Source organism: Actinomycetospora sp. NBRC 106378, from assembly GCF_030269685.1.
Lineage (GTDB): Bacteria > Actinomycetota > Actinomycetes > Mycobacteriales > Pseudonocardiaceae > Actinomycetospora.
The window spans coordinates 455850-477761 of sequence record NZ_BSTT01000001.1 but is presented as its reverse complement, the minus strand read 5'-3'; the positions used below and the strand labels follow the sequence as shown (position 1 = coordinate 477761).

The 21912-nt window shown below is 71.9% G+C and carries 21 protein-coding genes, 3 tRNA genes and 1 pseudogene; 22 read left to right on the top strand and 3 right to left on the bottom strand.

What is annotated here, in order from left to right; genetic code table 11:
* Nucleotides 1–87: 87 nt before the first annotated feature.
* Nucleotides 88–243 carry a hypothetical protein gene (locus QSK00_RS02330; protein ID WP_285587018.1) on the top strand — a complete coding sequence of 52 codons (156 nt, stop codon included), beginning with the start codon at nucleotides 88–90 and terminating at the stop codon, nucleotides 241–243.
* Here QSK00_RS02330 and QSK00_RS02325 read toward each other — a convergent pair.
* The gene (locus QSK00_RS02325) at nucleotides 228–1568 is read right to left on the bottom strand and encodes a competence/damage-inducible protein A (protein WP_285587015.1); all 1341 of its coding nucleotides are present in this window, start codon (nucleotides 1566–1568) and stop codon (nucleotides 228–230) included. The genes QSK00_RS02330 and QSK00_RS02325 overlap by 16 nt on opposite strands.
* A 300-nt stretch (nucleotides 1569–1868) precedes the next feature.
* Between QSK00_RS02325 and QSK00_RS02320 the strand changes: the two genes are divergently transcribed.
* From QSK00_RS02320 to QSK00_RS02295, 6 genes are all read left to right on the top strand, one after another.
* Nucleotides 1869–3932: a putative bifunctional diguanylate cyclase/phosphodiesterase gene (locus tag QSK00_RS02320; protein ID WP_285587014.1), complete on the top strand. Its 2064-nt coding sequence runs from the start codon at nucleotides 1869–1871 to the stop codon at nucleotides 3930–3932.
* A gap of 16 nt (nucleotides 3933–3948) precedes the next feature.
* Nucleotides 3949–4021 (top strand) — tRNA-Thr (locus QSK00_RS02315).
* A 50-nt stretch (nucleotides 4022–4071) separates the two neighbouring features.
* Nucleotides 4072–4144, top strand: a tRNA-Met gene (locus tag QSK00_RS02310).
* 40 nt (nucleotides 4145–4184) lie between these two features.
* Complete coding sequence (gene rpmG / locus QSK00_RS02305) at nucleotides 4185–4349, top strand: 50S ribosomal protein L33 (protein ID WP_018330878.1); 165 nt, start codon at nucleotides 4185–4187, stop codon at nucleotides 4347–4349.
* Nucleotides 4350–4363: 14 nt separating this feature from the next.
* Nucleotides 4364–4813 (top strand): MaoC family dehydratase N-terminal domain-containing protein, encoded by a 450-nt coding sequence (locus QSK00_RS02300; protein WP_285587010.1) that lies wholly within the window; start codon nucleotides 4364–4366, stop codon nucleotides 4811–4813.
* Nucleotides 4810–5229 carry a MaoC/PaaZ C-terminal domain-containing protein gene (locus QSK00_RS02295; RefSeq protein ID WP_285587006.1) on the top strand — a complete coding sequence of 140 codons (420 nt, stop codon included), beginning with the start codon at nucleotides 4810–4812 and terminating at the stop codon, nucleotides 5227–5229. Before QSK00_RS02300 ends, QSK00_RS02295 begins: the two co-directional genes overlap by 4 nt.
* Here the strand turns inward: QSK00_RS02295 and QSK00_RS02290 are convergent.
* Both QSK00_RS02290 and QSK00_RS02285 read right to left on the bottom strand, forming a co-directional pair.
* Nucleotides 5226–6128 (bottom strand): SGNH/GDSL hydrolase family protein, encoded by a 903-nt coding sequence (locus QSK00_RS02290; protein ID WP_285587004.1) that lies wholly within the window; start codon nucleotides 6126–6128, stop codon nucleotides 5226–5228. The two genes, QSK00_RS02295 and QSK00_RS02290, sit on opposite strands and share 4 nt — an antisense overlap.
* Before the next feature lie 51 nt (nucleotides 6129–6179).
* Nucleotides 6180–7442, bottom strand: coding sequence for a pyridoxal phosphate-dependent aminotransferase (locus QSK00_RS02285; protein ID WP_285587002.1), 1263 nt, complete (start codon nucleotides 7440–7442; stop codon nucleotides 6180–6182).
* Nucleotides 7443–7658: 216 nt separating this feature from the next.
* On the opposite strand from QSK00_RS02285, the gene QSK00_RS02280 reads away from it, so the two are divergent.
* The 15 genes and pseudogenes from QSK00_RS02280 to QSK00_RS02210 all read left to right on the top strand — a co-directional run bounded on the left by QSK00_RS02280 (nucleotide 7659) and on the right by QSK00_RS02210 (nucleotide 21912).
* Nucleotides 7659–7731, top strand: a tRNA-Trp gene (locus QSK00_RS02280).
* An 85-nt stretch (nucleotides 7732–7816) separates the two neighbouring features.
* Entirely contained in the window at nucleotides 7817–8197 is a 381-nt protein-coding gene (gene secE / locus QSK00_RS02275) for a preprotein translocase subunit SecE (protein ID WP_285587000.1), read from the top strand.
* 127 nt (nucleotides 8198–8324) lie between these two features.
* Nucleotides 8325–9269 (top strand): transcription termination/antitermination protein NusG, encoded by a 945-nt coding sequence (gene nusG, locus QSK00_RS02270; protein WP_502872008.1) that lies wholly within the window; start codon nucleotides 8325–8327, stop codon nucleotides 9267–9269.
* A gap of 64 nt (nucleotides 9270–9333) precedes the next feature.
* Entirely contained in the window at nucleotides 9334–9768 is a 435-nt protein-coding gene (rplK, locus tag QSK00_RS02265) for a 50S ribosomal protein L11 (RefSeq protein ID WP_018330885.1), read from the top strand.
* Nucleotides 9769–9847: 79 nt separating this feature from the next.
* On the top strand, nucleotides 9848–10558 hold the full coding sequence (gene rplA / locus QSK00_RS02260) for a 50S ribosomal protein L1 (protein ID WP_285586996.1): 711 nt from the start codon (nucleotides 9848–9850) through the stop codon (nucleotides 10556–10558).
* A 325-nt stretch (nucleotides 10559–10883) separates the two neighbouring features.
* Nucleotides 10884–11480 carry a 50S ribosomal protein L10 gene (rplJ, locus tag QSK00_RS02255; protein ID WP_285586994.1) on the top strand — a complete coding sequence of 199 codons (597 nt, stop codon included), beginning with the start codon at nucleotides 10884–10886 and terminating at the stop codon, nucleotides 11478–11480.
* A gap of 42 nt (nucleotides 11481–11522) precedes the next feature.
* The gene (gene rplL, locus QSK00_RS02250) at nucleotides 11523–11909 is read left to right on the top strand and encodes a 50S ribosomal protein L7/L12 (RefSeq protein WP_230756008.1); all 387 of its coding nucleotides are present in this window, start codon (nucleotides 11523–11525) and stop codon (nucleotides 11907–11909) included.
* Between the two features lie 359 nt (nucleotides 11910–12268).
* Nucleotides 12269–13435, top strand: a pseudogene (locus tag QSK00_RS02245) (ABC transporter ATP-binding protein); the annotation flags it as partial.
* A gap of 509 nt (nucleotides 13436–13944) precedes the next feature.
* The gene (locus tag QSK00_RS02240; protein WP_285586993.1) at nucleotides 13945–14739 is read left to right on the top strand and encodes an MlaE family ABC transporter permease; all 795 of its coding nucleotides are present in this window, start codon (nucleotides 13945–13947) and stop codon (nucleotides 14737–14739) included.
* Between the two features lie 52 nt (nucleotides 14740–14791).
* Nucleotides 14792–15631, top strand: a complete 840-nt coding sequence (locus QSK00_RS02235; RefSeq protein WP_285586992.1) for an MlaE family ABC transporter permease — start codon at nucleotides 14792–14794, stop codon at nucleotides 15629–15631.
* Complete coding sequence (locus tag QSK00_RS02230) at nucleotides 15628–17058, top strand: MCE family protein (RefSeq protein ID WP_285586991.1); 1431 nt, start codon at nucleotides 15628–15630, stop codon at nucleotides 17056–17058. Before QSK00_RS02235 ends, QSK00_RS02230 begins: the two co-directional genes overlap by 4 nt.
* Nucleotides 17055–18113 (top strand): MCE family protein, encoded by a 1059-nt coding sequence (locus QSK00_RS02225; protein WP_285586990.1) that lies wholly within the window; start codon nucleotides 17055–17057, stop codon nucleotides 18111–18113. Before QSK00_RS02230 ends, QSK00_RS02225 begins: the two co-directional genes overlap by 4 nt.
* Nucleotides 18110–19348 (top strand): MCE family protein, encoded by a 1239-nt coding sequence (locus QSK00_RS02220; RefSeq protein WP_352231070.1) that lies wholly within the window; start codon nucleotides 18110–18112, stop codon nucleotides 19346–19348. Before QSK00_RS02225 ends, QSK00_RS02220 begins: the two co-directional genes overlap by 4 nt.
* A 3-nt stretch (nucleotides 19349–19351) precedes the next feature.
* Nucleotides 19352–20671 carry an MCE family protein gene (locus QSK00_RS02215; RefSeq protein WP_285586989.1) on the top strand — a complete coding sequence of 440 codons (1320 nt, stop codon included), beginning with the start codon at nucleotides 19352–19354 and terminating at the stop codon, nucleotides 20669–20671.
* On the top strand, nucleotides 20668–21912 hold the full coding sequence (locus QSK00_RS02210) for an MCE family protein (protein ID WP_285586987.1): 1245 nt from the start codon (nucleotides 20668–20670) through the stop codon (nucleotides 21910–21912). Before QSK00_RS02215 ends, QSK00_RS02210 begins: the two co-directional genes overlap by 4 nt.

Below are 21912 nucleotides of genomic sequence, written 5' to 3'. Positions count from 1 at the left end.
GTGCGCGGGGGTGGTCACGTTACGGTCGGCCCGCGCCCGATCCGGGTGGGTGGTGCCGACCGGCGGAAGGACGCGATGAACCCGCGTGTGCGACTCCTGATCATCCTGGTCGTCGTCGCGATCGTGCTCTACTTCGTCATCGCCCAGCCGGACAACGCCGCCGCCCTGGTCCGCAACGTGCTCGCCGCGATCGGCCAGGCGGTCGAGCAGATCATCCGGTTCTTCCGTCAGCTCACGGCCTGATCGCGCGGCGTGAGGATGCGCCGCACCAGGTGCATCGCGAGCACCACCGAGCGCTCCCGCACGTCGCCGCGTTCCCCCGGCAGGACCGGGTCGCGGACGATCTCCGCGCCGTCCGCGGTGCGCACGCAGAAGCAGACGTAGCCCACCGGCTTCTCGTCGGTGCCGCCGCCCGGGCCGGCGATCCCGCTGATGGCCACCGCGACGTCGACCCCGAAGCGGTCGATCGCCCCGGCGGCCATGGCCCGGACCGCCTGGGTGGAGACGGCGCCGTGGGTGTCGAGGATCTGCTGCGGCACCCCGAGCAGGTTCGCCTTGGCCTCGTTGGAGTACGACACGATGCCGCCCTGGACGTGGGCGGACGCCCCCGCAGGTGCGGTGAGGCGCCCGGCCAGCAGGCCGCCGGTGCACGACTCGGCGGTGGCGATCGTGTGCCCGGAGAGCAGGTCGAACAGGATCTCGTCGATGGTCTCCCCGGTCCGGGAGAAGACCGCGGCCCCGTGCCGGGCGTCGATCTCGGCGACGACGGCGTCGTGGGCGGTCGCGGCGGCCTCGTCGCCGGGGGCACGGCGCAGGTCGACCTCGAGGGTGAAGTCGCGCAGGCAGGTCGTGATCTCGAGCGGGGTGATGTCGGTGCGCCCGCCGACCGCCCGCAGGGTGGCGGCGATCTCCGACTCCGGCACGCCGAAGAGCCGCAGGTGGGTCTCCGCGAACGGCTCCGTGCGCTCCAGCAGCGCCTGCATCGGGCCGGAGGCGACCGCGTCGTCCCACATGCCCTGGACCTCGCGGGGCGGCCCGGGCAGCACGAGCACCGTCGGCCGGAAGTCGTCGCCGGGCGGTACGGCCAGGCCCGGCGCGGTGCCCACCGGCGCGATCGCGGAGGCCCCGCGCGGCACCATCGCCTGCTTGCGGTTCGCCTCGGCGAGCGCGTCGGCGTCCCACCGGAGGCGGTCGGCGAAGCGCGCGATGATGTCGCCGACGACCTTCTCCATGTGCTCGTCGAGCTCGAGCGGGCGTCCGGTGAGGTCGGCGACCACGGCGGCGGTCAGGTCGTCGGCGGTCGGCCCGAGGCCCCCGCTGGTCACCACGAGGTCGAGACCGGAGAGCGAGCGCAGCGCGGCCTCCATCTCCTCGGGGCGGTCGCCGACCAGGACGATCTCGGTGACGTCGATCCCGAGCCGGCCGAGGCGCTCGGCGATCCAGGGCCCGTTCGCGTCCCGCACGCGTCCCGCGAGCAACTCGCTGCCGGTCGCGACGATGCCCGCCGTCACCCGTGTTCCCGCGGCCATCCGCTCCTCCTCGTCCGCCTCGTCGATGACGCTCGCCACCGTCCGTCATCCCACCAGGGGCGGGCCCGGCCCGCCGGACGGCCGCGGCGACGCCAGGTCGTGGCGATCGTGCTCCGGAGCGTGAGCGCAACAGGTATTTCGCAGATCGACCACGCACGATTGGTTCATCTGGGTGATGTACGGCGCGCCAGATCCATCCGGATTCTTGCGTAGAGTGAGCGGGTACCTGATGGGGTGACGTGACGGACGTCCGCGGGACGGGTCGGAGGTGGATGCGATGACGCCGAGGTCGGTGCCGACGCGTCCCGTGCTCCGTGGGCCCGCCCGAGGGAACCGGCGGTGAGCGCCGGCCTCCTCGCCGCGGCGGTCGCCCTCGGCACGGCGGGCCTGCTCGCCGTCCTCGTCCTCCTGCTGCGCGCGGCCCGGCGGCGGCGCAGCTCCGACCTCCGCACCCTCGGGGCGGTGGGACGGGCCCTCGCGGCCCACGCCGGCCGTCGGGGCGCCGACGACGGCCGGGCGGCGGCCCTGGCGGTCGCGGAGGCCCTCCGGGTGCGGTACGACGCGCGCCGGGTGGTGCTGGCGGTCGCGTCCCTCGTGGAGTGCGCGGGGGCGCCGCTGCCCGACGAGCTGCGGGCGATCGACCTGGTCGCCCCCGACGAGGCCTTCAGCTCGGCCCGCGGGGCGTCGCGCTGGCACCGCCGCACCGCTCCGGCGGCCGTCCGGGGGTGGATGTCCGCCCGCGGGGCGACCGAGGTCCTCGTCGCGCCGGTGGCGGCCCCGGAGCTCTACGACGTGACCGGTGAGCCGGTCTCCTCCCGGGTCGTGCGCGCCCGCCGCGGCGTCGTCGAGATCCACGATCCCGGGCGCGGGCGGTCCCGCCGGCGCGGGGGCCGACGCCGCCCCGGACCGTCGGTGGTGCGCGGCGAGCTGGCCCTCCTCGCCACGATCGCCCGGCAGGTGGGCGCCGAGGTGGAGAACACCCGGCTCGAGGCGCGGCTGCGCCGCGACGCCCACCGCGACCCGCAGACCCGGCTGCTCAACCGACCGGGCTTCCTGCAGGCGTGTGCCCGGGAGGTGCGGGACGGCGCGGGAGCGGTCGCGGTCGTCTCCTTCGGGCTCCTCGACCAGGTCAACGACACCCTCGGCCACGCCGGGGGCGAACTCTTCGTCGCGCTGGCGGCCCGCCGCCTCGAGGCCGTGTGCGACAGCGAGCGGGCCGCGAGCGTCGCCCCCGGGGCGCGCCTGGCGGCCCGGCTCGAGGGGGACACCTTCGCGGTGGTCGTCGCGGGCGTGGACCCGACCACCGCGAAACGCAGCGCCGAGGAGATGCGCGAGCACCTCGTGCGGCCGCTGGTGCTCGAGGGCATCCCGTTCGAGGCGCCGGTCCTGGTGGGCGTGGCGGCCGCGGGCGTCCCCGGGCTCGCCGGTGAGCGCGACGGCCACGTCCTCGCCTCGCGGCTGCTCGCCCGGGCCGACGTCGCCCTGACCGCGGCCCGGGGTGCGGGCCCGGTGCGCTGCTACGAGCCGAGCATGGGCGAACGCGCGGACCGTCGGCTCGCCGTCATCCGCGGCTTCGGACCCGCCGTCACCGACGGGCACCTGCGGGTGCACTACCAGCCCACGGTCTCCCTGGAGGGGCGCACCGTGCTCGGGGTGGAGGCGCTGGCGCGCTGGGAGCACCCCGAACTGGGTGCCCTGCTGCCCGACGAGTTCGTGCCCGTCCTCGAGGCCACCGGCCAGATCGGCGGGCTCACCCAGTTCGTCCTCGACGAGTCGCTCGCCGCGGCCCGTCGCTGGCTCGACCGGGGCCGTCGGCTGTCGGTGGCCGTCAACCTCTCGGTCGGGTCGCTGGACGACGACTTCCCGGAGCTGGTGGCCGCGGCGCTCACCCGCCACGGGGTGCCGCCCGAGCTGCTGACCCTCGAGGTGACCGAGAGCGGGGTCTCCGCGGAGCGCGACCACGCCCTGCCGGCCCTGCGGCGGCTGCACGCACTCGGCTGTCGCCTGGCCGTCGACGACTTCGGGACCGGGCAGTCCTCGCTCGCGCACCTGCGACGCCTGCCGGTCGACACGGTGAAGATCGACAAGAGCTTCGTGCTGGGGATGGGCACGGAGTCCGGGGACGTCGCGGTCGTGCGGGCCATCGTGGAGATGGGTCACACCCTGGGCCTCACGGTGGTCGCGGAGGGCGTCGAGAGCGCCGCGGTGCGCACCGCGCTGGCCGAGATGGGATGCGACGTCGCGCAGGGCTACCTGGTCTCCAAGCCGCTCCCGGTGGGGTGCCTGGAGAGCTGGCTCGACGCCCTCGCCGAGGCAGGGGGTGCCGCGCAGGGAGTCGAGGGCGGCCCTGTACGCTGGTCACCGCCCGCAGAGACGGCTCCCGGTTCCCCCGGGGCGGCCTGATCCGGCGGGAGGACTGGCCCCTTTAGCTCAGTCGGCAGAGCGTCTCCATGGTAAGGAGAAGGTCTACGGTTCGATTCCGTAAAGGGGCTCGGCGAGAGGAGACCGGCGGGGGATCGACCCGCCGGTTTCGTCATGCCGTGGCGGTGTAGCTCAGGTGGCAGAGCAAGCGGCTCATAATCGCTGTGTCGCCGGTTCAAGTCCGGCCACCGCTACTCAGACAGACGCAGTCGTAGTTCTCGAAAGGACACTCCCATGGCGGCAACCGATGTGCGCCCGAAGATCACGCTCGCGTGCGAGGAGTGCAAGAACCGTAACTACATCACGCGCAAGAACCGTCGGAACGACCCCGACCGGCTCACGCTGAAGAAGTTCTGCCCGCACTGCGGCACGCACCGCGGGCACCGCGAGACCCGCTAGGAGCGGGCCGCCCCGTGGCTCTCGACGCGTCCTTCGTCGGTCGCACCTGGCCGCCCCGCACCTACCGGGTCGGAGCGGAGAAGGTCCGTGAGTTCGCCCGGGCCGTAGGTGCGACCGATCCGGTCCACACCGACGCCGAGGCCGCGCGGGCGGCGGGGCACGACGACGTCGTCGCCCCGCCCACCTTCCCGGTGGTGTTCACCTGGGAGGCGACCCGCGAGGTCGTCGACGACCCGGAGCTCGGCCTCGACTTCACCCGTGTCGTCCACCGCGACCAGGCCTTCGAGCTGCACCGGCCGGTCGTCGCGGGCGACGTCCTGACGACCGTCGTGAGCGTCGCCGAGATCAAGGAGCTCGCGGGCAACGACGTCGTGACCTTCCGCTGCGACGTCACCGACCCCGACGGCGGGCCGGTGCTCGTCAGCACCGCCACCCTCGTGGGGCGCGCCGGGGAGGACGCGTGAGCCTGCCGGCGGTCGCCGTCGGCGACGCGCTCGACGGGCACGAGGTCACGCTCACCCGGGCGGACCTGGTCCGTTACGCGGGCGCCTCGGGCGACCTCAACCCCATCCACTGGAGCGAGCGCACCGCCACCGCGGTCGGCCTGCCCGGCGTCATCGCCCACGGGATGCTGACGATGGCGCTCGCGGCCCAGTTCGTCGCGGACTGGGCGGGCGACCCTGCCGCCGTGCGCTCGTTCTCCACCCGCTTCACCCGCCCCGTGGTCGTCCCGGACGACGACGCGGGCGCCACGGTGACCCTCGGTGCCACCGTGAAGGCCGTCGACGACGACGGCGCGGTGACCCTCGGTGTCACCGCCCTCGGCCCGGACGGCAGGGCCGTCCTGGGCAAGGCCGTCGCGGTCGTCCGCGCCCGCTAGGGCGTCCTCACCCCTCGATACCCCTCGGTGCCGTCCGCCAGGGCCGACACCACGGCGCGCGAGAGCCCGGCCGAGCCCGCCGCGTTCGGGTGGAACGGGAATGCCGGCGCGAGCGGGACGAGCCCCTCGACCCACCGCACACCCGGCGCCTGGCAGAAGTCGTGGCCGATCGAGGGGGTGGCGGTGTCCACGTACACCGCACCGCCCTCGTCGGCCGCACGCTCGAGGCCGCCGTTCAGCGTCGTGAGGACACCCCGCAGGTAGGTGAGGTCCGCGGGGGCGATCGGCACCAGCGGGTAGCAGCCCGCGCCCGACGCCGGCAGCAGGGACGGGTAGCCCACCACCGCCACCGTCGCGCCGGGAGCGCGCCGGTGCACCTCACGGAGCACCGACGCCAGCGTCGGGCCGAGGTCGGCGACGCGTTCCCGCAGCCGGTCGACCCCGCCCGCGGTGAAGCGGTCGCGGCACGGCGACCCGAACGGCAGGGCCGACAGACACGCGCGGACGATCTCGGCGAAGCCGATGTCGTTGCCGCCGATCCCGATCGTCACGAGCCGGGTGCCGGCGCCGAGCGCGTCGTACTGCGGCGGGTTGGTCCCGGAGTCCGTGCGCTGTGCCGTGGCGAACGCCGCCGCCGTCGCGCCGGAGCAGCTCACGTCGGTGAGGTCCGTGCCGAGCCGCTCCGCGACCAGGTGCGGATAGTCGTTCCGCGACCGGAAGCAGCCGACGGGCGCGCCCGCGTTCGTCCCGGTCAGGGGAGCGGCGGTGTACGAGTCACCGAGCGCCACGTAGGACGCGGACGGGGGGTCGGCCTCCCGCGCGGTCGCGGGCGCCGCCGTGGCGACCACCAGGCCCGCGGCCACGAATCCGACCAGCACCGACCGCCACGACCACCGCACCCGCGCTCCGCCCGCCGACCTGCCCCGACCCGTCGTCCGGGAACGAGGATCTCAGGACATCTCGGCCAGCAGATCGGCCATCCGGCTGACCCCGGCGCGCAGGTCGTCGTCGCCGAGCGCGTAGGAGAGCCGGAAGTAGCCCGGCGTGCCGAAGGCCTCGCCCGGGACCACCGCGACCTCGGCGTGCTCGAGGATCGCCGCCGCCAGGTCGACCGAGGTCTTCGGGCGCTCCCCGCGCAGCTCCCGGCCCAGGAGCCCCTGGACGTCCGCGTACACGTAGAAGGCGCCCCGCGGCGTCGGGCAGTCGACGCCGTCGATGGCCGAGAGCATCTCGACGATCGTGCGGCGGCGCCGGTCGAACGCGGCCCGCATCTCCGCGACCGCGTCGAGGGACCCGGTGACGGCGGCCAGGGCGGCGCGCTGCGCCACGTTGCAGACGTTCGAGGTGATGTGGGACTGCATGTTCGCGGCGGCCTTGATGACGTCGGTCGGCCCGATCAGCCAGCCCACCCGCCAGCCGGTCATCGCGTAGGTCTTCGCCACGCCGTTGACCACGATGCAGCGGTCGGCGATCTCGGGGACGGCCACCGGCATCGACACGTGCTCGGCGCCGTCGTAGACCAGGTGCTCGTAGATCTCGTCGGCGATCACCCAGATCCCGTGCTCCGCGGCCCAGCGCCCGACCGCCTCGACGAGCTCGCGGGGGGCGACGGCACCGGTCGGGTTGGACGGCGAGCACCACAGCAGCACCTTCGTGCGCGCGGTGCGGGCGGCCTCGAGGGACTCGACGGTCGGGAGGAAGCCGGTGGAGGCGTCGGTGTCGACCTGGACCGGGTTCCCGCCGGCCATGCGGGCCGCCTCGGGGTAGGTGGTCCAGAACGGCGCCGGGAGCAGGATCTCGTCGCCCGGGTCCACGATCGTCGCGAATGCCTCGAACACGGCCTGCTTGCCGCCGTTGGTGATGAGCACCTGCGAGGCGGCGACCTCCCAGCCGGAGTCGCGCAGCGTCTTGGCGGCGACGGCCTCGCGGAGCTCAGGCAGGCCGCCGGCGGGGGTGTAGCGGTGGTTCTTCGGGTCGCTGCAGGCCGCGATCGCGGCGTCGACCACGGGCTGCGGGGTCGGGAAGTCGGGCTCGCCCGCGCCGAAGCCGATCACCGGACGTCCGGCGGCCTTGAGCGCCTTCGCCTTCGCATCCACGGCCAGCGTCGCCGACTCCGCGATCCCCCCGATGCGCTCGGAGATGCGCCGGTCGGTGGCGGCGGGAGAGAGGCCTCCCGGTGGCGTCGAGCTGGACGAGGACGTGACTGCGGTCATGTCATGGGATTCTCCCACGCGGGCGCACGCCGTTTCCCGCGGGAGGTCGCGCGGCCCGGTGGGTGCGCACGGGCGCGTCCGGCTGCGCCCGGGGCCGTCGGAACCGGGGTGACGGGGTGCCGTAGCATGGACGTCGAAGGGCGTTCAGTCCTCGGTTCGGCGTGTGTACGTCCGGTCCGGGTCCTCCTCGCCCGGCGGCCCCCGACGGGCCGCCACAGGGGCGTAGCTCAATTGGCAGAGCAGCGGTCTCCAAAACCGCAGGTTGCAGGTTCAAGTCCTGTCGCCCCTGCAGTGCGACGGTGCAGGAATGCAGACGGCGCCCGGTGCCGGCCGCCGAGCGTTCCGCGGACGGGTGGTCGGGTGAGGACGGAACAGTGAGCGAGGAGCGCAGCGGCCGGGGGGCCAATCGGCCCGACGGCGACGACGCGCGTGCCGACGCCCGTCCCACCACGGCCGCCGGCCGGCGCCGACGGGGCGCCGCGGACGCGGACGGCGGGACCGGATCGGTCGCCACGAAGGGCGGCGCGACCCCGTCGCGGGACGGACGTCCCTCGGGCTCCGAGGGATCGGTCGTCGCACGGCTGCGCCGCTTCCTGCGGGAGGTCGTCGCCGAGCTCCGCAAGGTCCACTGGCCCACCCGCCGGCAGATCGTCGTGTACACGGCGGTCGTCCTGGTCTTCGTGGCCTTCATGGTCACGCTGGTCGGGTTGCTCGACGTCGGGTTCCAGAAGCTGACCTTCACGCTGTTCGGCTGACCGCCCGCCCACCGGCCGCGGCCGGTACCGAGCGCGGCGACCTGCCGTGCACCCGAAGGAAGTGAGAGTAGAAGTGACCTCCGCAGACGTTCCCGCCACCGGGCCCGAGGGCGGCGAGCCCGAGCTCGTGGGCGAGGCCCGCACGCGCGGCGTGATCGTGCGCGAGGGCTCCGACCTCAGCACCGAGGAGGCCCCGGCCACCCTCGACGACGCCGAGGTCGCCCGGGCCGCCAGGCAGGCCCGCGAGGAGGGCGACGTCCCCGAGGGCGACGACGAGGTCGACCCGGAGGCCGACCTCGCCGCGGCTCGCGAGGCCCTCGGGGGGACCCCCGAGGAGGAGCCCGAGGACCTGCCGTCGCAGGCTGCAGGCACCGGTGACCAGGCCGTCGTCGAGGCCGAGGGCGCCCCCGTCGTGGTGCCGACCGAGCCCGCCGAGCCGGAGGAGCCCGAGGACCCGGTCGCGGCCCTCAAGGAGTCGCTGCGCCTCGCCCCCGGCGACTGGTACGTCGTGCACTCCTACGCCGGCTACGAGAACAAGGTGAAGACGAACCTCGAGACGCGCGTGCAGACGCTCGACGTCGAGGACTTCATCTTCCAGGTCGAGGTGCCCACCGAGGAGGTCACCGAGATCAAGAACGGGCAGCGCAAGCAGGTCCAGCGCAAGGTGCTGCCCGGCTACATCCTGGTGCGGATGGACCTCAACGACGCCTCGTGGAGCGCCGTGCGCAACACGCCCGGCGTCACCGGGTTCGTCGGGGCGACGTCGCGGCCCTCGCCGCTGACCCTCGACGAGGTCGTCAAGTTCCTGCTCCCGCGCCAGGAGGCCCCGGCCAAGAAGGCCAAGGGCACCGAGAGCGCCGCCGCCGCGGACGGCTCGACCCGCGGCCCGGCGCCGGTGGAGGTCGACTTCGAGGTGGGCGAGTCGGTGACCGTCATGGACGGGCCGTTCGCGACGCTGCCGGCGAGCATCTCCGAGGTCAACGTCGACGCCCAGAAGGTCAAGGTCCTGGTGTCGATCTTCGGCCGCGAGACCCCGGTGGAGCTCGGCTTCAACCAGGTGTCGAAGATTTAGTCGTCCGCGCGGGAGTCCGGTCCCGTGCGGCGAGTCCCGATGGATATGTGAGGAAGTCCCAGGAATGCCCCCGAAGAAGAGGCGACTGTCCGCGGTCGTCAAGCTGCAGATCAAGGCGGGCGCGGCCACGCCGGCCCCGCCGGTCGGCCCCGCGCTGGGTCAGCACGGCGTCAACATCATGGAGTTCTGCAAGGCCTACAACGCCGCCACCGAGGCGCAGCGCGGTCAGGTCGTGCCGGTCGAGATCTCGATCTACGAGGACCGCTCCTTCACCTTCGCGCTGAAGACGCCGCCGGCCGCGAAGCTGCTCCTCGCCGCTGCGGGGATCCAGTCCGGCAGCCCGACGCCGCACACCAAGAAGGTCGGCTCGGTCACCGACGCCCAGGTCCGCGAGATCGCGCAGACCAAGATGGCCGACCTCAACGCGAACGACCTCGACCAGGCCGCGAAGATCATCGCCGGGACCGCCCGGTCGATGGGCCTGACCGTCTCCGGCTGAGACCACCCGCCGGAATCCCGTGGGAGGGCGTGCGCCGCCCGTCACCACACCTGATCCACTTCCGTACGAAGGACAGAGCATGAAGCGCAGCAAGGCCTACCGTCAGGCCGCCGAGCTGATCGACGAGGAGCACCTCTACGCGCCCCTCGAGGCGGTCGAGCTCGCGAAGAAGACCTCCTCCACGAAGATGGACGCCACCGTCGAGGTCGCCATGCGGCTCGGGGTCGACCCCCGCAAGGCCGACCAGATGGTCCGCGGGACGATCAACCTCCCGCACGGCACCGGCAAGACCGCCCGGGTGATCGTGTTCGCCACCGGTGACAAGGCCGCCGAGGCCGAGGCCGCCGGTGCCGACGTGGTGGGGTCGGACGACCTCATCGAGCGCATCCAGGGCGGCTGGCTCGAGTTCGACGCCGCCGTGGCCGCGCCGGACCAGATGGCCAAGGTCGGTCGCGTCGCCCGCATCCTGGGCCCGCGCGGCCTGATGCCGAACCCGAAGACCGGCACGGTCACCCCGGACGTGACCCGTGCCGTGTCCGACATCAAGGGCGGCAAGGTCAACTTCCGCGTGGACAAGCAGGCCAACCTGCACCTGGTGATCGGGAAGGCCAGCTTCGACGCCGAGAAGCTCGTCGAGAACTACGGGGCTGCTCTCGACGAGATCCTCCGGGCGAAGCCGTCCGCCGCGAAGGGGCGCTACGTCAAGAAGATCACCGTGACGACGACGATGGGCCCCGGCATCCCGGTCGACCCGAACCGCACGCGGAACCTCACCTCCACCGAGGCCTGAGTCCCTCCGCACCCGTCGTCGGCCCGGGTCACCCCGCTCGTCGGGGTGCCCCGGGCCGTCGCGTATCCTGGACAAGACACCCCGGCGGGTACGCCCGCCGGCATCGTCACCGAGTTCCACCCGAGACCGTCGGTCTCCTCCCCGGCTCCGACCGAGGAGGGCGAAGGTCCGCTCCGGCGGACGGCCCACGCAGGAGGACGAGGCAGCGATGAGCTGCGGGCCCCGGCCCGCCTCGACATCGAGCCCCGTGCGCCTGCGCACGGGGCTTTCTTCGTTCTCGGGGGAGCCACCCGTCCGAACGCCCGAGTGAGGAGAGGAGGCGCGGATGGCTGAACGTGCACCGGCCGCCGAAAAGGTGGCCGCCGTCGCCGAGATCGCCGCGGAGTTCCGCGACGCCTCGGCCATGGTCGTCACCGAGTACCGGGGCCTGTCGATGAAGCAGATCACGCAGCTGCGTCGTTCGCTGGGTTCCGACGTCAACTACGCCGTCGCGAAGAACACCCTGGTCAAGCGGGCTGCCGCCGACGCCGGGGTCGAGGGACTGGACGACCTGCTCGTCGGTCCGACGGCGATCGCCTTCGTGTCCGGGGAGCCCGTCGACGCCGCCAAGGCGCTGCGCGAGTTCCAGAAGGACAACAAGGCCCTCGTCGTCAAGGGCGGCTACATGGAGGGGCGCCCCCTCTCCGCCGCCGAGATCGACAAGCTGGCCGACCTGGAGTCCCGCGAGGTCCTGCTGGCGAAGCTCGCCGGCGCCATGAAGGGCAACCTCGCCAAGGCCGCCGGCCTGTTCAACGCCCCGGCCTCGCAGATCGCCCGCCTGGCCCAGGCCCTGCAGGACAAGCGCGCGGCCGAAGGCAGCGGGAGCACCGAGGAGGCCGTCGCCGCGGTCGAGTCGGCCGACGCCGCCGCTGCCGAGTCCTGATCCCCGACACCACCCCCTGAACGAAGAAAGAGGGACGCCACCATGGCGAAGCTTTCCACCGACGAGCTGCTCGACGCCTTCAAGGACATGACGCTGCTCGAGCTCTCGGAGTTCGTGAAGAAGTTCGAGGACACCTTCGAGGTCACCGCCGCCGCGCCGGTCGCCGCCGCCGCGCCCGCCGCCGGTGGTGCCGCCGCCCCGGTCGAGGAGGAGAAGGACGAGTTCAACGTCGTCCTCGAGGCCGCCGGCGACAAGAAGATCCAGGTCATCAAGGTCGTCCGCGAGGTCGTCTCGGGCCTGGGCCTCAAGGAGGCCAAGGAGCTCGTCGAGAGCGCGCCGAAGCCCATCATCGAGGGTGTCGCCAAGGAGGCCGCCGAGGCCGCCAAGGCGAAGCTCGAGGAGGCCGGCGCCAAGGTCAGCCTCAGCTGATCCGAGCGCTCGGTACGGCGCCCGTCCCCGTCGGGGGTGGTCGCGCCGTCACCGCCACGACGGGGCGGGGTCCACACGGACCCCGCCCCGTCGTCGTTCCTGGACCATTCGGACCAGAGCATTCCGGGGTGCGTTCGCCCGGATGCCCCGAACCCGGCACGGCCGTACGGAGAGGTATCCCTGACGGGTGACCGGGGTTACCCGTCCAGTAACCTCCCGTCGCGCAGGTCGTTGTCGCTGTGATGCCCGACTCCTCGGGCCGTCGCGCCGTAATCGGGCGCACACCTCGGATGGGCCGTGGGAACCACGGTCGGTCCGTGACACGGCGAGGTTCGGACACCAGGGCCGGGAGGAACGCAATGGGTGGCGTCGAGGTCGGGATCAAGAACCTCTCGAAGTCCTTCGGGAGCTCGAACATCTGGTCCGACGTGACGCTGACGCTGCCGGCGGGCGAGGTCAGTGTCCTGCTGGGACCGTCGGGTACCGGTAAGTCGGTCCTGCTGAAGTCGATCATCGGTCTCCTGAAGCCCGAGAAGGGCTCGATCTTCATTCACGACACCGACCTCGTGCGGTGCTCGGAGTCGCGGCTCTACGAGATTCGCAAGCTGTTCGGGGTGCTGTTCCAGGACGGCGCGCTGTTCGGGTCGATGAACCTCTACGACAACATCGCGTTCCCGTTGCGTGAGCACACCCGCAAGGGCGAGTCCGAGATCAAGGACATCGTCATGGAGAAGCTCGACCTGGTGGGTCTGAGCGGCGCCGAGGACAAGCTCCCCGGCGAGATCTCCGGCGGGATGAAGAAGCGCGCCGGCCTGGCCCGTGCGCTGGTGCTCGACCCCGAGATCATCCTGGTCGACGAGCCGGACTCCGGTCTGGACCCGGTGCGCACGGCCTACCTCAACCAGCTCATCGTCGACCTGAACACCCAGCTCGACGCGACGATCCTGATCGTCACCCACCACCTGGGCACCGCCCGGTCGCTGCCCGACAACATCGGCATGCTGTTCCGGAAGAACCTGGTGATGTTCGGCCCGCGCGAGGTGCTGCTGACCTCCGAGGAGCCCGTGGTCCAGCAGTTCCTGCAGGGTCGCCGGATCGGCCCCATCGGCATGTCCGAGGAGAAGGACTCCGCCCAGATGGAGGCGGAGATGGCCGAGCTGAAGAAGCAGGGCGGCTCCGCGGAGTCCGAGGAGTCGTTCATCGACCCGCAGCTGCTGCCGACCGAGGGCCTCGGTGAGCGCAAGGCGGTGCAGCGCCGCAAGGACCGGGTCATGCAGATCCTCCACACCCTCCCGGAGAAGGCGCAGACGGCGATCCTCGAGTCGCTGACCGAGGAGGACATGGAGCGCTACGGGATCTCGCGCGACCAGGACCGCACGGAACTGATCGAGCTCACGCGCGACAACCCGCCGGAGGACGCCGACCCGTTCGGCTACCAGGCGATGGAGGAGAACGAGACCGAGTCGATGGTCGAGGGCTCCCCCGAGGGCAAGAGCGGCGAGCCCGGCTCGGGTGACCCCGACGGCGACGCGGAGGCCCGCAAGGCCCCGCCGGAGCCCCCGGAGTCCGACGAGCCCCTGGTCGGCGTCCCGGTCGACGACTACGCCGGCGGCACGGTCGTGCTCCCGCAGGCCGGTGAGCACACCAAGTCCGAGGAGGAGAAGGCCGACGAGAGCGGCAACGCCCCCGAGGACGCGTCCGGCTCGAGCTCGGAGATGACCGAGACGGCCGAGGACGAGACCGGGACCGACCCGGACAAGGACGCCTCCGACGCCTCCGACGCCGACGACGAGCAGCGCACCGAGCAGATTCCGGTCGCCCGGCAGCAGGACCAGCAGCAGGACCAGCAGCAGGACCAGCAGCAGGAGCAGTCGTCGCGCGGGGACGAGCGCGGCGGCTGGGCGGCATCGACCGGGGACGGCTCCGGACAGGGTGACGGCGGCCAGGCGGCCGGCGGCACGGGGCAGGCGTCGTCGGGACGGTCGGGCCAGCGCTCCGAGGGCGGCCTGCGCCGACTCTTCCGCCGGAGCGACTCGTGACCTCGCGCATCACCGCCGGGCGCTTCCCCGGCGCCGGGGCCCTGTCGGCCACCGGCAAGCTGTTCGCCCTCGGTCTGGACATCCTGGTCGGCATCTTCCAGCGGCCGTTCCAGACCAAGGAGTTCATCGAGCAGTGCTGGTTCATCTCGCGGGTGTGCATCCTGCCCGCGGCACTGGTCTCGATCTCGTTCGGTTCGGTCATTTCGCTGCAGCTGGGATCGCTGATCCGGCAGTTCGGCGCCCAGTCGTTCTCCGGCGCCGCCAGCACCCTCGCGGTGATCCAGCAGGCCGCACCGGTCATCTGCGCCCTGCTGGTGGCGGGCGCCGGTGGTTCGGCGGTCTGCGCGGACCTCGGCGCCCGCACCATCCGTGAGGAGATCGACGCGATGGAGGTGCTGGGCATCAACCCCATCCAGCGCCTCGTCGTCCCCCGCGTCCTCGCCGCGATCCTGGTCTCGGCGCTGCTCTTCGGTCTCGTCTCGATCGTCGGCGTCGCCGGCGGCTACTACTTCAACGTGGTCCTGCAGGGCGTCACCCCGGGCGCCTACATCCAGGGCTTCTCGGCACTGTCGAAGCCCAGCGACGTGCTGGTCGGCTTCATCAAGGCGGCCCTGTTCGGCCTCGCCGCCGGCATCGTCGCGGCCTACCGGGGGCTGAACCCCTCCGGTGGCCCGAAGGGCGTGGGGGACGCGGTCAACCAGGCCGTGGTCATCACGTTCATCCTCCTGTTCGCGATCAACGTGATCGTGACGGCCGTGTACCTGAACCTCGTCCCACCGAACAAGTTCTAGGCACGGACCACCTCATGCGGCTCGCTCCCCACCCAGCCGGAGACACATCACGATGGCAGTGATCACGCGTCGCGCCCGCGCGCTCGTGGACGCCCCCCTGGGCGTTCTCGACACGATGGGGGACCAGGCGGCGTTCTTCGCGAAGACGATCGGTTGGATTCCCCGCACCCTGCGCCGCTACAAGCGCGAGGTGCTGCGCCTGCTCACCGAGGTCGCCTTCGGCTCCGGCGCGCTCGCCCTCATCGGGGGCACCGTCGTCATCGTCGCGACCCTGACGTTCTTCACCGGGTCCGTCGTCGGTCTGCAGAGCTACTCGGCGCTGAACCAGATCGGCACCTCGGCCTTCTCCGGCTTCGTGACGGCGTACTTCAACACCCGTGAGGTGGCACCGCTGGTCGGGGCGCTGGCGCTGTCGGCCACGGTCGGCGCCGGCTTCACGGCCCAGCTCGGCGCGCAGCGGGTGTCCGAGGAGATCGACGCGCTGGAGGTCATGGCGGTGCCGTCGCTGCCGTTCCTCGTGACCTCGCGCGTCATCGCCGGCTTCATCGCGGTCATCCCGCTCTACGTGATCGGCCTGGTCGCCTCGTACCTCGCGTCCCGGCTGCTGGTGACGAACTTCTACACGCAGTCCTCGGGCACCTACGACCACTACTTCAACCTGTTCCTGCCGCCCGAGGACGTCGTCTACTCGTTCGCCAAGGTCCTGGTCTTCGCCTTCGCGATCATCCTGATCCACTGCTACTACGGCTACAACGCCGGCGGCGGGCCCGCCGGCGTCGGCGTGGCGGTCGGCAACGCGGTGCGGAACTCGATCGTCGTCTTCACCGTCCTGGACAACCTGCTCACCCTCGCCATCTGGGGCACCACGACGTCGGTCCGGATCGCCGGATGACCGCGCCGACGAAGGACCTCCGCCCGCCGCTGTCCTCGACCCGCCGCCGGCTCTACGGGGTGGCGCTGCTGCTGATCATCGCGCTCGTGGTCGGGCTCTGCCTGGCGCAGTTCAACAAGGTGTTCAAGCCCGTCGAGATGGTGACGCTGCAGACCGACACGGTCGGCAACCAGCTCTCGAAGCAGGGCGACGTCAAGGTCCGCGGCGTGATCGTCGGCGAGATCCGGTCGGTCTCCTCGGACGGGCAGAAGGCCACCGTCGAGATGGCGATGGACCCGGACGCGCTGACCGCGATCCCCAGCAACGTCACGGCCCGCCTCATCCCGAAGACGCTGTTCGGTGAGCGCTACGTGTCGCTCGAGATCCCGCCGAACCCGACGCCGCGACGCCTGCAGGGCGGCGACCTCATCGGCGAGGACCGGTCGCAGAACGCCGTCGAGACCGAGCAGGTGCTGAACAACCTGCTCCCGGTCATCCAGGCGGTCGAGCCGCAGAAGCTCTCCGACACCCTCGGCGCGATCTCCATGGCCCTCTCCGGCCGGGGCACGCAGACCGGTCAGACCCTGGTGCAGCTCAACCAGTTCCTCACCGGGATCAACCCGTCGCTGCCCGACCTCATCAACGACCTGCGCCTGCTGGCCCCGACCGCGGACATCTACAACGCCGCGCTGCCGGACCTGCTCTCCGCCCTGGACAACCTCGTGACGACGAGCCGCACGCTCGTCCAGGAGCGCGCGGCCTTCGAGTCGACGTTCCGGTCGGTCACCTCGGCCTCGGACGTGACGACGACGTTCCTCGCGGCGAACCGCGCGAACATCATCGAGCTCGCGGCCCGGTCGTACCCGGTGCTGGACCTCCTGCGCCGCTACAGCCCCGAGTTCCCGTGCCTGTTCCAGCAGCTCACGGACCTCACCCCGAAGATCAACGACGTCCTCAAGCCGGACACCGGCATCCAGATCGCCGCGGAGATCGTCATCGACCGCGGCAAGTACGTGCCGAGCGACTCCCCGGCCTATCGGGACACCCGCGGGCCGCGCTGCTACATCGTGAACGGCAAGGCCCCCCAGTACCCGCCGGGCGGACCGTTCGCGGACGGGTCGTTCGCCCCGCCGGCGGCGAGCAACGCGGACATGGCCAACACCGGCGGTGACAACGGTGGGGTGCAGACGCGGGTCGCGACGCCGCAGAGCACCGGCGGCGACACCCCCGGCACCAGCACGGCGCCCGCGCCCACCGCGGGGCAGGGGGCCGCGCGGATCGACGCCGCGAACATCGGTCTGCCGAACACGCCCAACTCGCCGGAGGAACGCAGCCTCGTGACCGAGCTGACCGCGATGCAGATGGGCGTCGCCCCGTCCCAGGTGCCTGCGTTCGCGCCCTACCTGACCGGCGCGACGATGCGCGGCACCACGGTGGAGCTCCGATGAGGGGCGTGGTCGCCCCGCTGGTGAAGCTGGGCATCTTCGCGATCGTCACCGTGCTGTCGGTGGTGCTCCTCCTGGGCACCATCCAGAACAACTTCTTCGCCTCGACCGAGACCTACAAGGCCCGGTTCACCGACGCGTCCGGCCTGATCTCCGGCAGCGACGTGCGGATCGCGGGCGTCCGGGTCGGTCGCGTGTCCGACGTCCAGGTGGTCGACCGGTCGGTCGCGGAGGTGTCGTTCACCGTCGAGGACACCCGGAAGCTCCCGATCGGTGCCCGGTACGCGATCAAGTACCAGAACCTCGTCGGGCAGCGGTACCTGGACATCCAGCGCGGCAACGGCCCGATGAACCAGTACCTCCAGCCCGACGGCGTGGTGCCGGTGACGCAGACCCAGCCGCCGCTCAACCTCACGGTGGTCTTCAACGGCTTCAAGCCGCTGTTCCAGGCACTCAGCCCGGACGACGTCAACAAGCTGTCCTTCGAGATCATCCAGGTGCTGCAGGGCGAGAGCGGGAACATCAACCAGCTGCTCGCCAGCACCGCCTCCCTGACCTCGACGATCGCCGACCGCGACGCCGTCATCGGACGGGTCATCGACAACCTGAACCTGACGCTCGACACCGTGAACGCCCGCGACGACAAGCTCTCGAGCCTCATCGTGTCGCTGCAGCAGCTGGTGAGCGGCCTCGCCCAGGACCGGGTGGCCATCGGCTCCACGCTGCAGCCGATCGCCGACCTCACGCAGGTCACGGCCGGATTCCTCGCCGACGCCCGTCCCCCGCTGCGCGACGACATCGTCAAGCTCGGGCAGGAGGCCGACATCCTCAACCGCAACCGGGGCCTCGTGCAGAACGCGCTGCGGAACATCCCGCAGAAGGCCAACAACTTCGGCCGGGCCGGCAGCTACGGGTCCTGGTTCAACTTCTACCTGTGCCAGGCGGGGGTGCGCATCGACACGACCCTGCCCGGGCCGGTCCAGCTCCCGATCCCCAACCCGCTCCAGATCGACCTGCCGGTCGGCGTGATCAGCGATGCGGCGCGGTGCTCGGGATGAGGAGGCTGAAGCCGTTCCGCAAGCGGAACCCCATCGTCATCGGCGCCGTGAGCCTGCTCGTCCTCGTGCTGCTCGTCCTCGCGTCGCTGAACATCCGCGACCTGCCCCTAATCGGGCAGGGGGCGACCTACACCGCCCGCTTCGGGGAGGCGGCGGGGGTCCAGCCCGACGACGACGTCCGGATCGCGGGCATCCGCGTCGGCTCGGTCACCGACGTCGCGCTCGACGGCAACGACGTGGTCATCTCGTTCAAGGCGCCGGACGCCTGGATCGGTGACCAGACCCGCGCCTCGATCGAGATCAAGACGCTGCTGGGGCAGAAGTACATCGCGCTCGACCCGGAGGGCTCCCAGCCGCTGGACCCGGACGTGTCGATCCCGCGGAGCCGCACCACGGCGCCCTTCGACGTCATCCAGGCGTTCTCCGACCTCACCACCACGGTGGAGGGGCTCAACACCGACCAGCTCGGCGAGAGCCTGAACACGCTGTCGCAGACCCTCGACGGGTCGGCCGGCCCGATCCGGCCCGCCCTCGACGGCCTCTCCCGGCTGTCGCGGACGATCTCGTCCCGGGACCAGCAGCTCGCGAAGCTCCTGGCGAACACCCGGGCGACGACGCAGGTGCTGGCGGACCGCAACCGCGACGTCGAGGTGCTCATCCAGAACGGCAACCTGCTGCTCGGTGAGCTGCGCAGCCGCAAGGCCGCGATCGACGATCTGCTCAACGGCACGATCGCGTTGTCGAACCAGCTCCGCGGGCTCGTGGCGGACAACCGGGCGACGCTCGGTCCGACGCTGGACAGCCTGAACGGCGTCCTGACGACGCTGCAGCAGAACTCGGCGAACCTCGAGAACGGCATCCGCCTGCTCGCGCCGTTCGTGCGGGTGTTCGCGAACGTGGTCGGCAACGGCCGCTGGTTCGACGCCTACATCTGCAACCTGGACCCGCCGGGCGACCTCGGCTGCAACCCGAACGACACCGCGGCCCAGCAGCAGTTCGTGGGCGGCCTGCTCGGCGGGCTGACCAACCCGAACCCGGCCGCGATCACGAACGCGGTGAACCAGCTCGGCGGCCCGCTGCTGCAGGCCGGCCAGGCGTCGGGGGTCAACCTGAACACGCTGTTCCCGGGCGGGATCCCGCTCATCAACCCGGCGGCGGTCGGCCAGGCACCCACGGCCCAGGCGCCGGCCCAGGCCCCGGCCCAGCCCCAGCAGCCGACCCAGGGAGGGGGCTGACCCGTGACCACGCGCATCACGACGCTGTTCGACAGCTTCGCCCGGACCCTGGCGATCGTCCTGATCGTCGCGCTCGTGGCGACCGGCGGGCTCTGGTACGCGCTGCAGCGCGGGAGCTCCCGGACGATCACCGCCTACTTCACGAGCGTGGTCGGCCTCTACACCAAGAACACGGTCGACGTGAACGGTGTCCCGGTCGGCACCGTCGAGGACATCACGCCGATGGGCAACGTGGTCCGCGTCGAGCTCAAGGTCGACAACCGGGTGCCGATCGCGGCCGACGCCAAGGCCGTCATCGTCGCCCCGACCCTGGTCTCGGACCGCTACGTCCAGCTCGGCCCGAACTACACCGGCGGGCCGATGATGAACGACGGCGCCGTCATCCCCGTCCAGCGCACCGCGGTGCCGGTCGAGCTCGACCGCGTCTACCAGAGCCTGAACCAGCTCGCGACGTCGCTGGGCCCGAACGGTGCCAACCAGAACGGGGCGCTCAACGGCCTGCTCCGCTCGTCGGCGAACGCCCTCGGCGGGAACGGCGAGGCGATCAAGCAGACGATCACCGAGCTCGCCGGGGCGGTCGGGACGCTCTCGGACAACCGCGGCAACCTGTTCGCCACGGTCGACAACCTCGGCGTCTTCACCAACATGCTCGCCCGCAACGACGGGCAGGTGCGGCTGCTGAACAACCAGCTCGCCGACATCTCGGGCTTCCTCGCCGCGGAGCGCGGCAACCTCTCCCAGGTCCTCCAGGTGTTGCCGCCCGCCCTCGAGGACGTGGCGTCCTTCGTGCGGGAGAACCGGGACGGCCTGCGGACCGACGTGGGTCAGCTCGCGAGCATCACCGACATCCTGGTGCGCCAGAGCCGGGCACTCGCCGAGGTCACCGACGTCGCCCCGCTGGCCCTGGGCAACCTCACGAACTCGTTCAACGCCAGCTCGGACACGCTCGACGTGCGGCCGGTGCTGGCGCCCGGGCTCGGCCTGCCGCCGATCAGTCGCGAGCAGCTCCTCTGCTCGCTGCTCGGGGGCGGCCTCCTGCCCAACCTCCCGGCAGGGACGCCGCTCCCGCCGCTCCTGCTCGCCGGGCAGGTGCAGTGCGCCACGCAGTCGCAGGCCGGCGTGACCGCGCTCAACAACGCGCTCCAGCCGTTCCAGCAGCTGGCGGCGCTCCTCGACCAGAACAGGGTGGTCGCGCCGCTCGCGGCCAACACGCTCGGCAACGCCACGCAGCTGCTCGGTGAGCGCCAGGCGTCCCAGGACCAGACCGCGCCGACGGCGCCCGGTCAGGGCCTCATCTCCGCTCTCTCGGGAGGAGGACGGTGACCACCACGTCTCGCATCCGCCGGGCCTGGCAGCTCGCGGTCGTCGCGCTGGTCGCGGCGGTGGGCCTCTCGGGCTGCGGTCTGCAGTCGATCCAGGAGGTGCCGCTGCCCGGCGGGGCCTCCCTCGGCGACCACCCCTACGACGTGACGGCGCTCTTCACGAACGTCGTCGACCTCGTGCCGAACGCGAGCGTGCGGACGAACGACGTCCCCGTCGGGGTCGTCCGGGAGGTGCGGCTCGCCCCCGACGGCTGGACCGCCGAGGTGACCATGTCGGTCAACGGCGACGTGATGCTCCCGGCCAACGCGATGGCCCGGCTGCGCCAGACCAGCCTCCTCGGCGAGAAGTTCGTCGAGCTGGGCAACCCCGCCATCGGGGCCCCGCAGGGCCGGCTGCAGAGCGGCGCGGTGATCCCGCTGGACCGCAGCGACGTCGGAGCCCAGGTCGAGGAGGTCCTCGGTGCCCTCTCGCTGCTGCTCAACGGCGGCGGTGTGGAGAAGATCCAGACGATCTCCCGGGAGCTGAACAACGCGCTCTCCGGCAACGAGGGCCAGATCCGGGCGCTGCTGGACAACCTCAACGTGTTCGTCGGGACGCTCGACCAGCAGCGCGCCGACATCGTGCGGGCGCTCGACTCGGTGGACCGGCTCGCCAAGACGCTGGCCGACCAGCGGGCGAAGATCGCCAACGTCATCGACAACCTGCAGCCGGGCCTCGACGTGCTCAACCAGCAGCGCGGCCTGCTCGTGGGCACGCTGCAGGCCCTGCAGCGGCTCTCGGTGGTCGGGACGGACGTCATCAACCGGGCCGGTCAGAACACCGTCGCGGACCTGACGGCCCTGCAGCCGATCCTGGGCAACCTGGTCGCCTCCGGCGACGCCCTGCCCGGCTCGCTGCAGATCCTGCTGACGATCCCGTTCGCCGACAACTCCCTGAACGTCATCAAGGGCGACTACGCGAACATCGACGTGACCGTCGAGCTCTCGCTGCAGTCGCTCCTGCAGAACCTGCTCGGGGTCAACCCGGGCACGACGAACATCAACCAGATCCTCGGCCTGCTGCAGAACCGGCAGGGGGCCACGGGTGCCCCGACGATCGCACTCCCCGGCGTCCTGACGTCCGGGACGGGAGCAGGAGCGGGGACGCCGACGACGGCCGGCACCGGCACGACCACGACGACGGGCACGGGATCCACCGGGACCGCGGGCGGCACCACCGGGACCCAGGGCGAGGGCAACTGA

Bases quoted from the DNA above. Each gene is read 5' to 3' on its own strand.
- QSK00_RS02230 (WP_285586991.1), top strand. From the start codon at position 15,628: ATGACCGCGCCGACGAAGGACCTCCGCCCGCCGCTGTCCTCGACCCGC.
- rpmG (WP_018330878.1), top strand. From the start codon at position 4,185: ATGGCGGCAACCGATGTGCGCCCGAAGATCACGCTCGCGTGCGAGGAG.
- QSK00_RS02285 (WP_285587002.1), bottom strand. From the start codon at position 7,442: ATGACCGCAGTCACGTCCTCGTCCAGCTCGACGCCACCGGGAGGCCTC.
- QSK00_RS02235 (WP_285586992.1), top strand. From the start codon at position 14,792: ATGGCAGTGATCACGCGTCGCGCCCGCGCGCTCGTGGACGCCCCCCTG.
- QSK00_RS02225 (WP_285586990.1), top strand. From the start codon at position 17,055: ATGAGGGGCGTGGTCGCCCCGCTGGTGAAGCTGGGCATCTTCGCGATC.
- rplK (WP_018330885.1), top strand. From the start codon at position 9,334: ATGCCCCCGAAGAAGAGGCGACTGTCCGCGGTCGTCAAGCTGCAGATC.
- rplA (WP_285586996.1), top strand. From the start codon at position 9,848: ATGAAGCGCAGCAAGGCCTACCGTCAGGCCGCCGAGCTGATCGACGAG.
- QSK00_RS02220 (WP_352231070.1), top strand. From the start codon at position 18,110: ATGAGGAGGCTGAAGCCGTTCCGCAAGCGGAACCCCATCGTCATCGGC.
- rplJ (WP_285586994.1), top strand. From the start codon at position 10,884: ATGGCTGAACGTGCACCGGCCGCCGAAAAGGTGGCCGCCGTCGCCGAG.
- rplL (WP_230756008.1), top strand. From the start codon at position 11,523: ATGGCGAAGCTTTCCACCGACGAGCTGCTCGACGCCTTCAAGGACATG.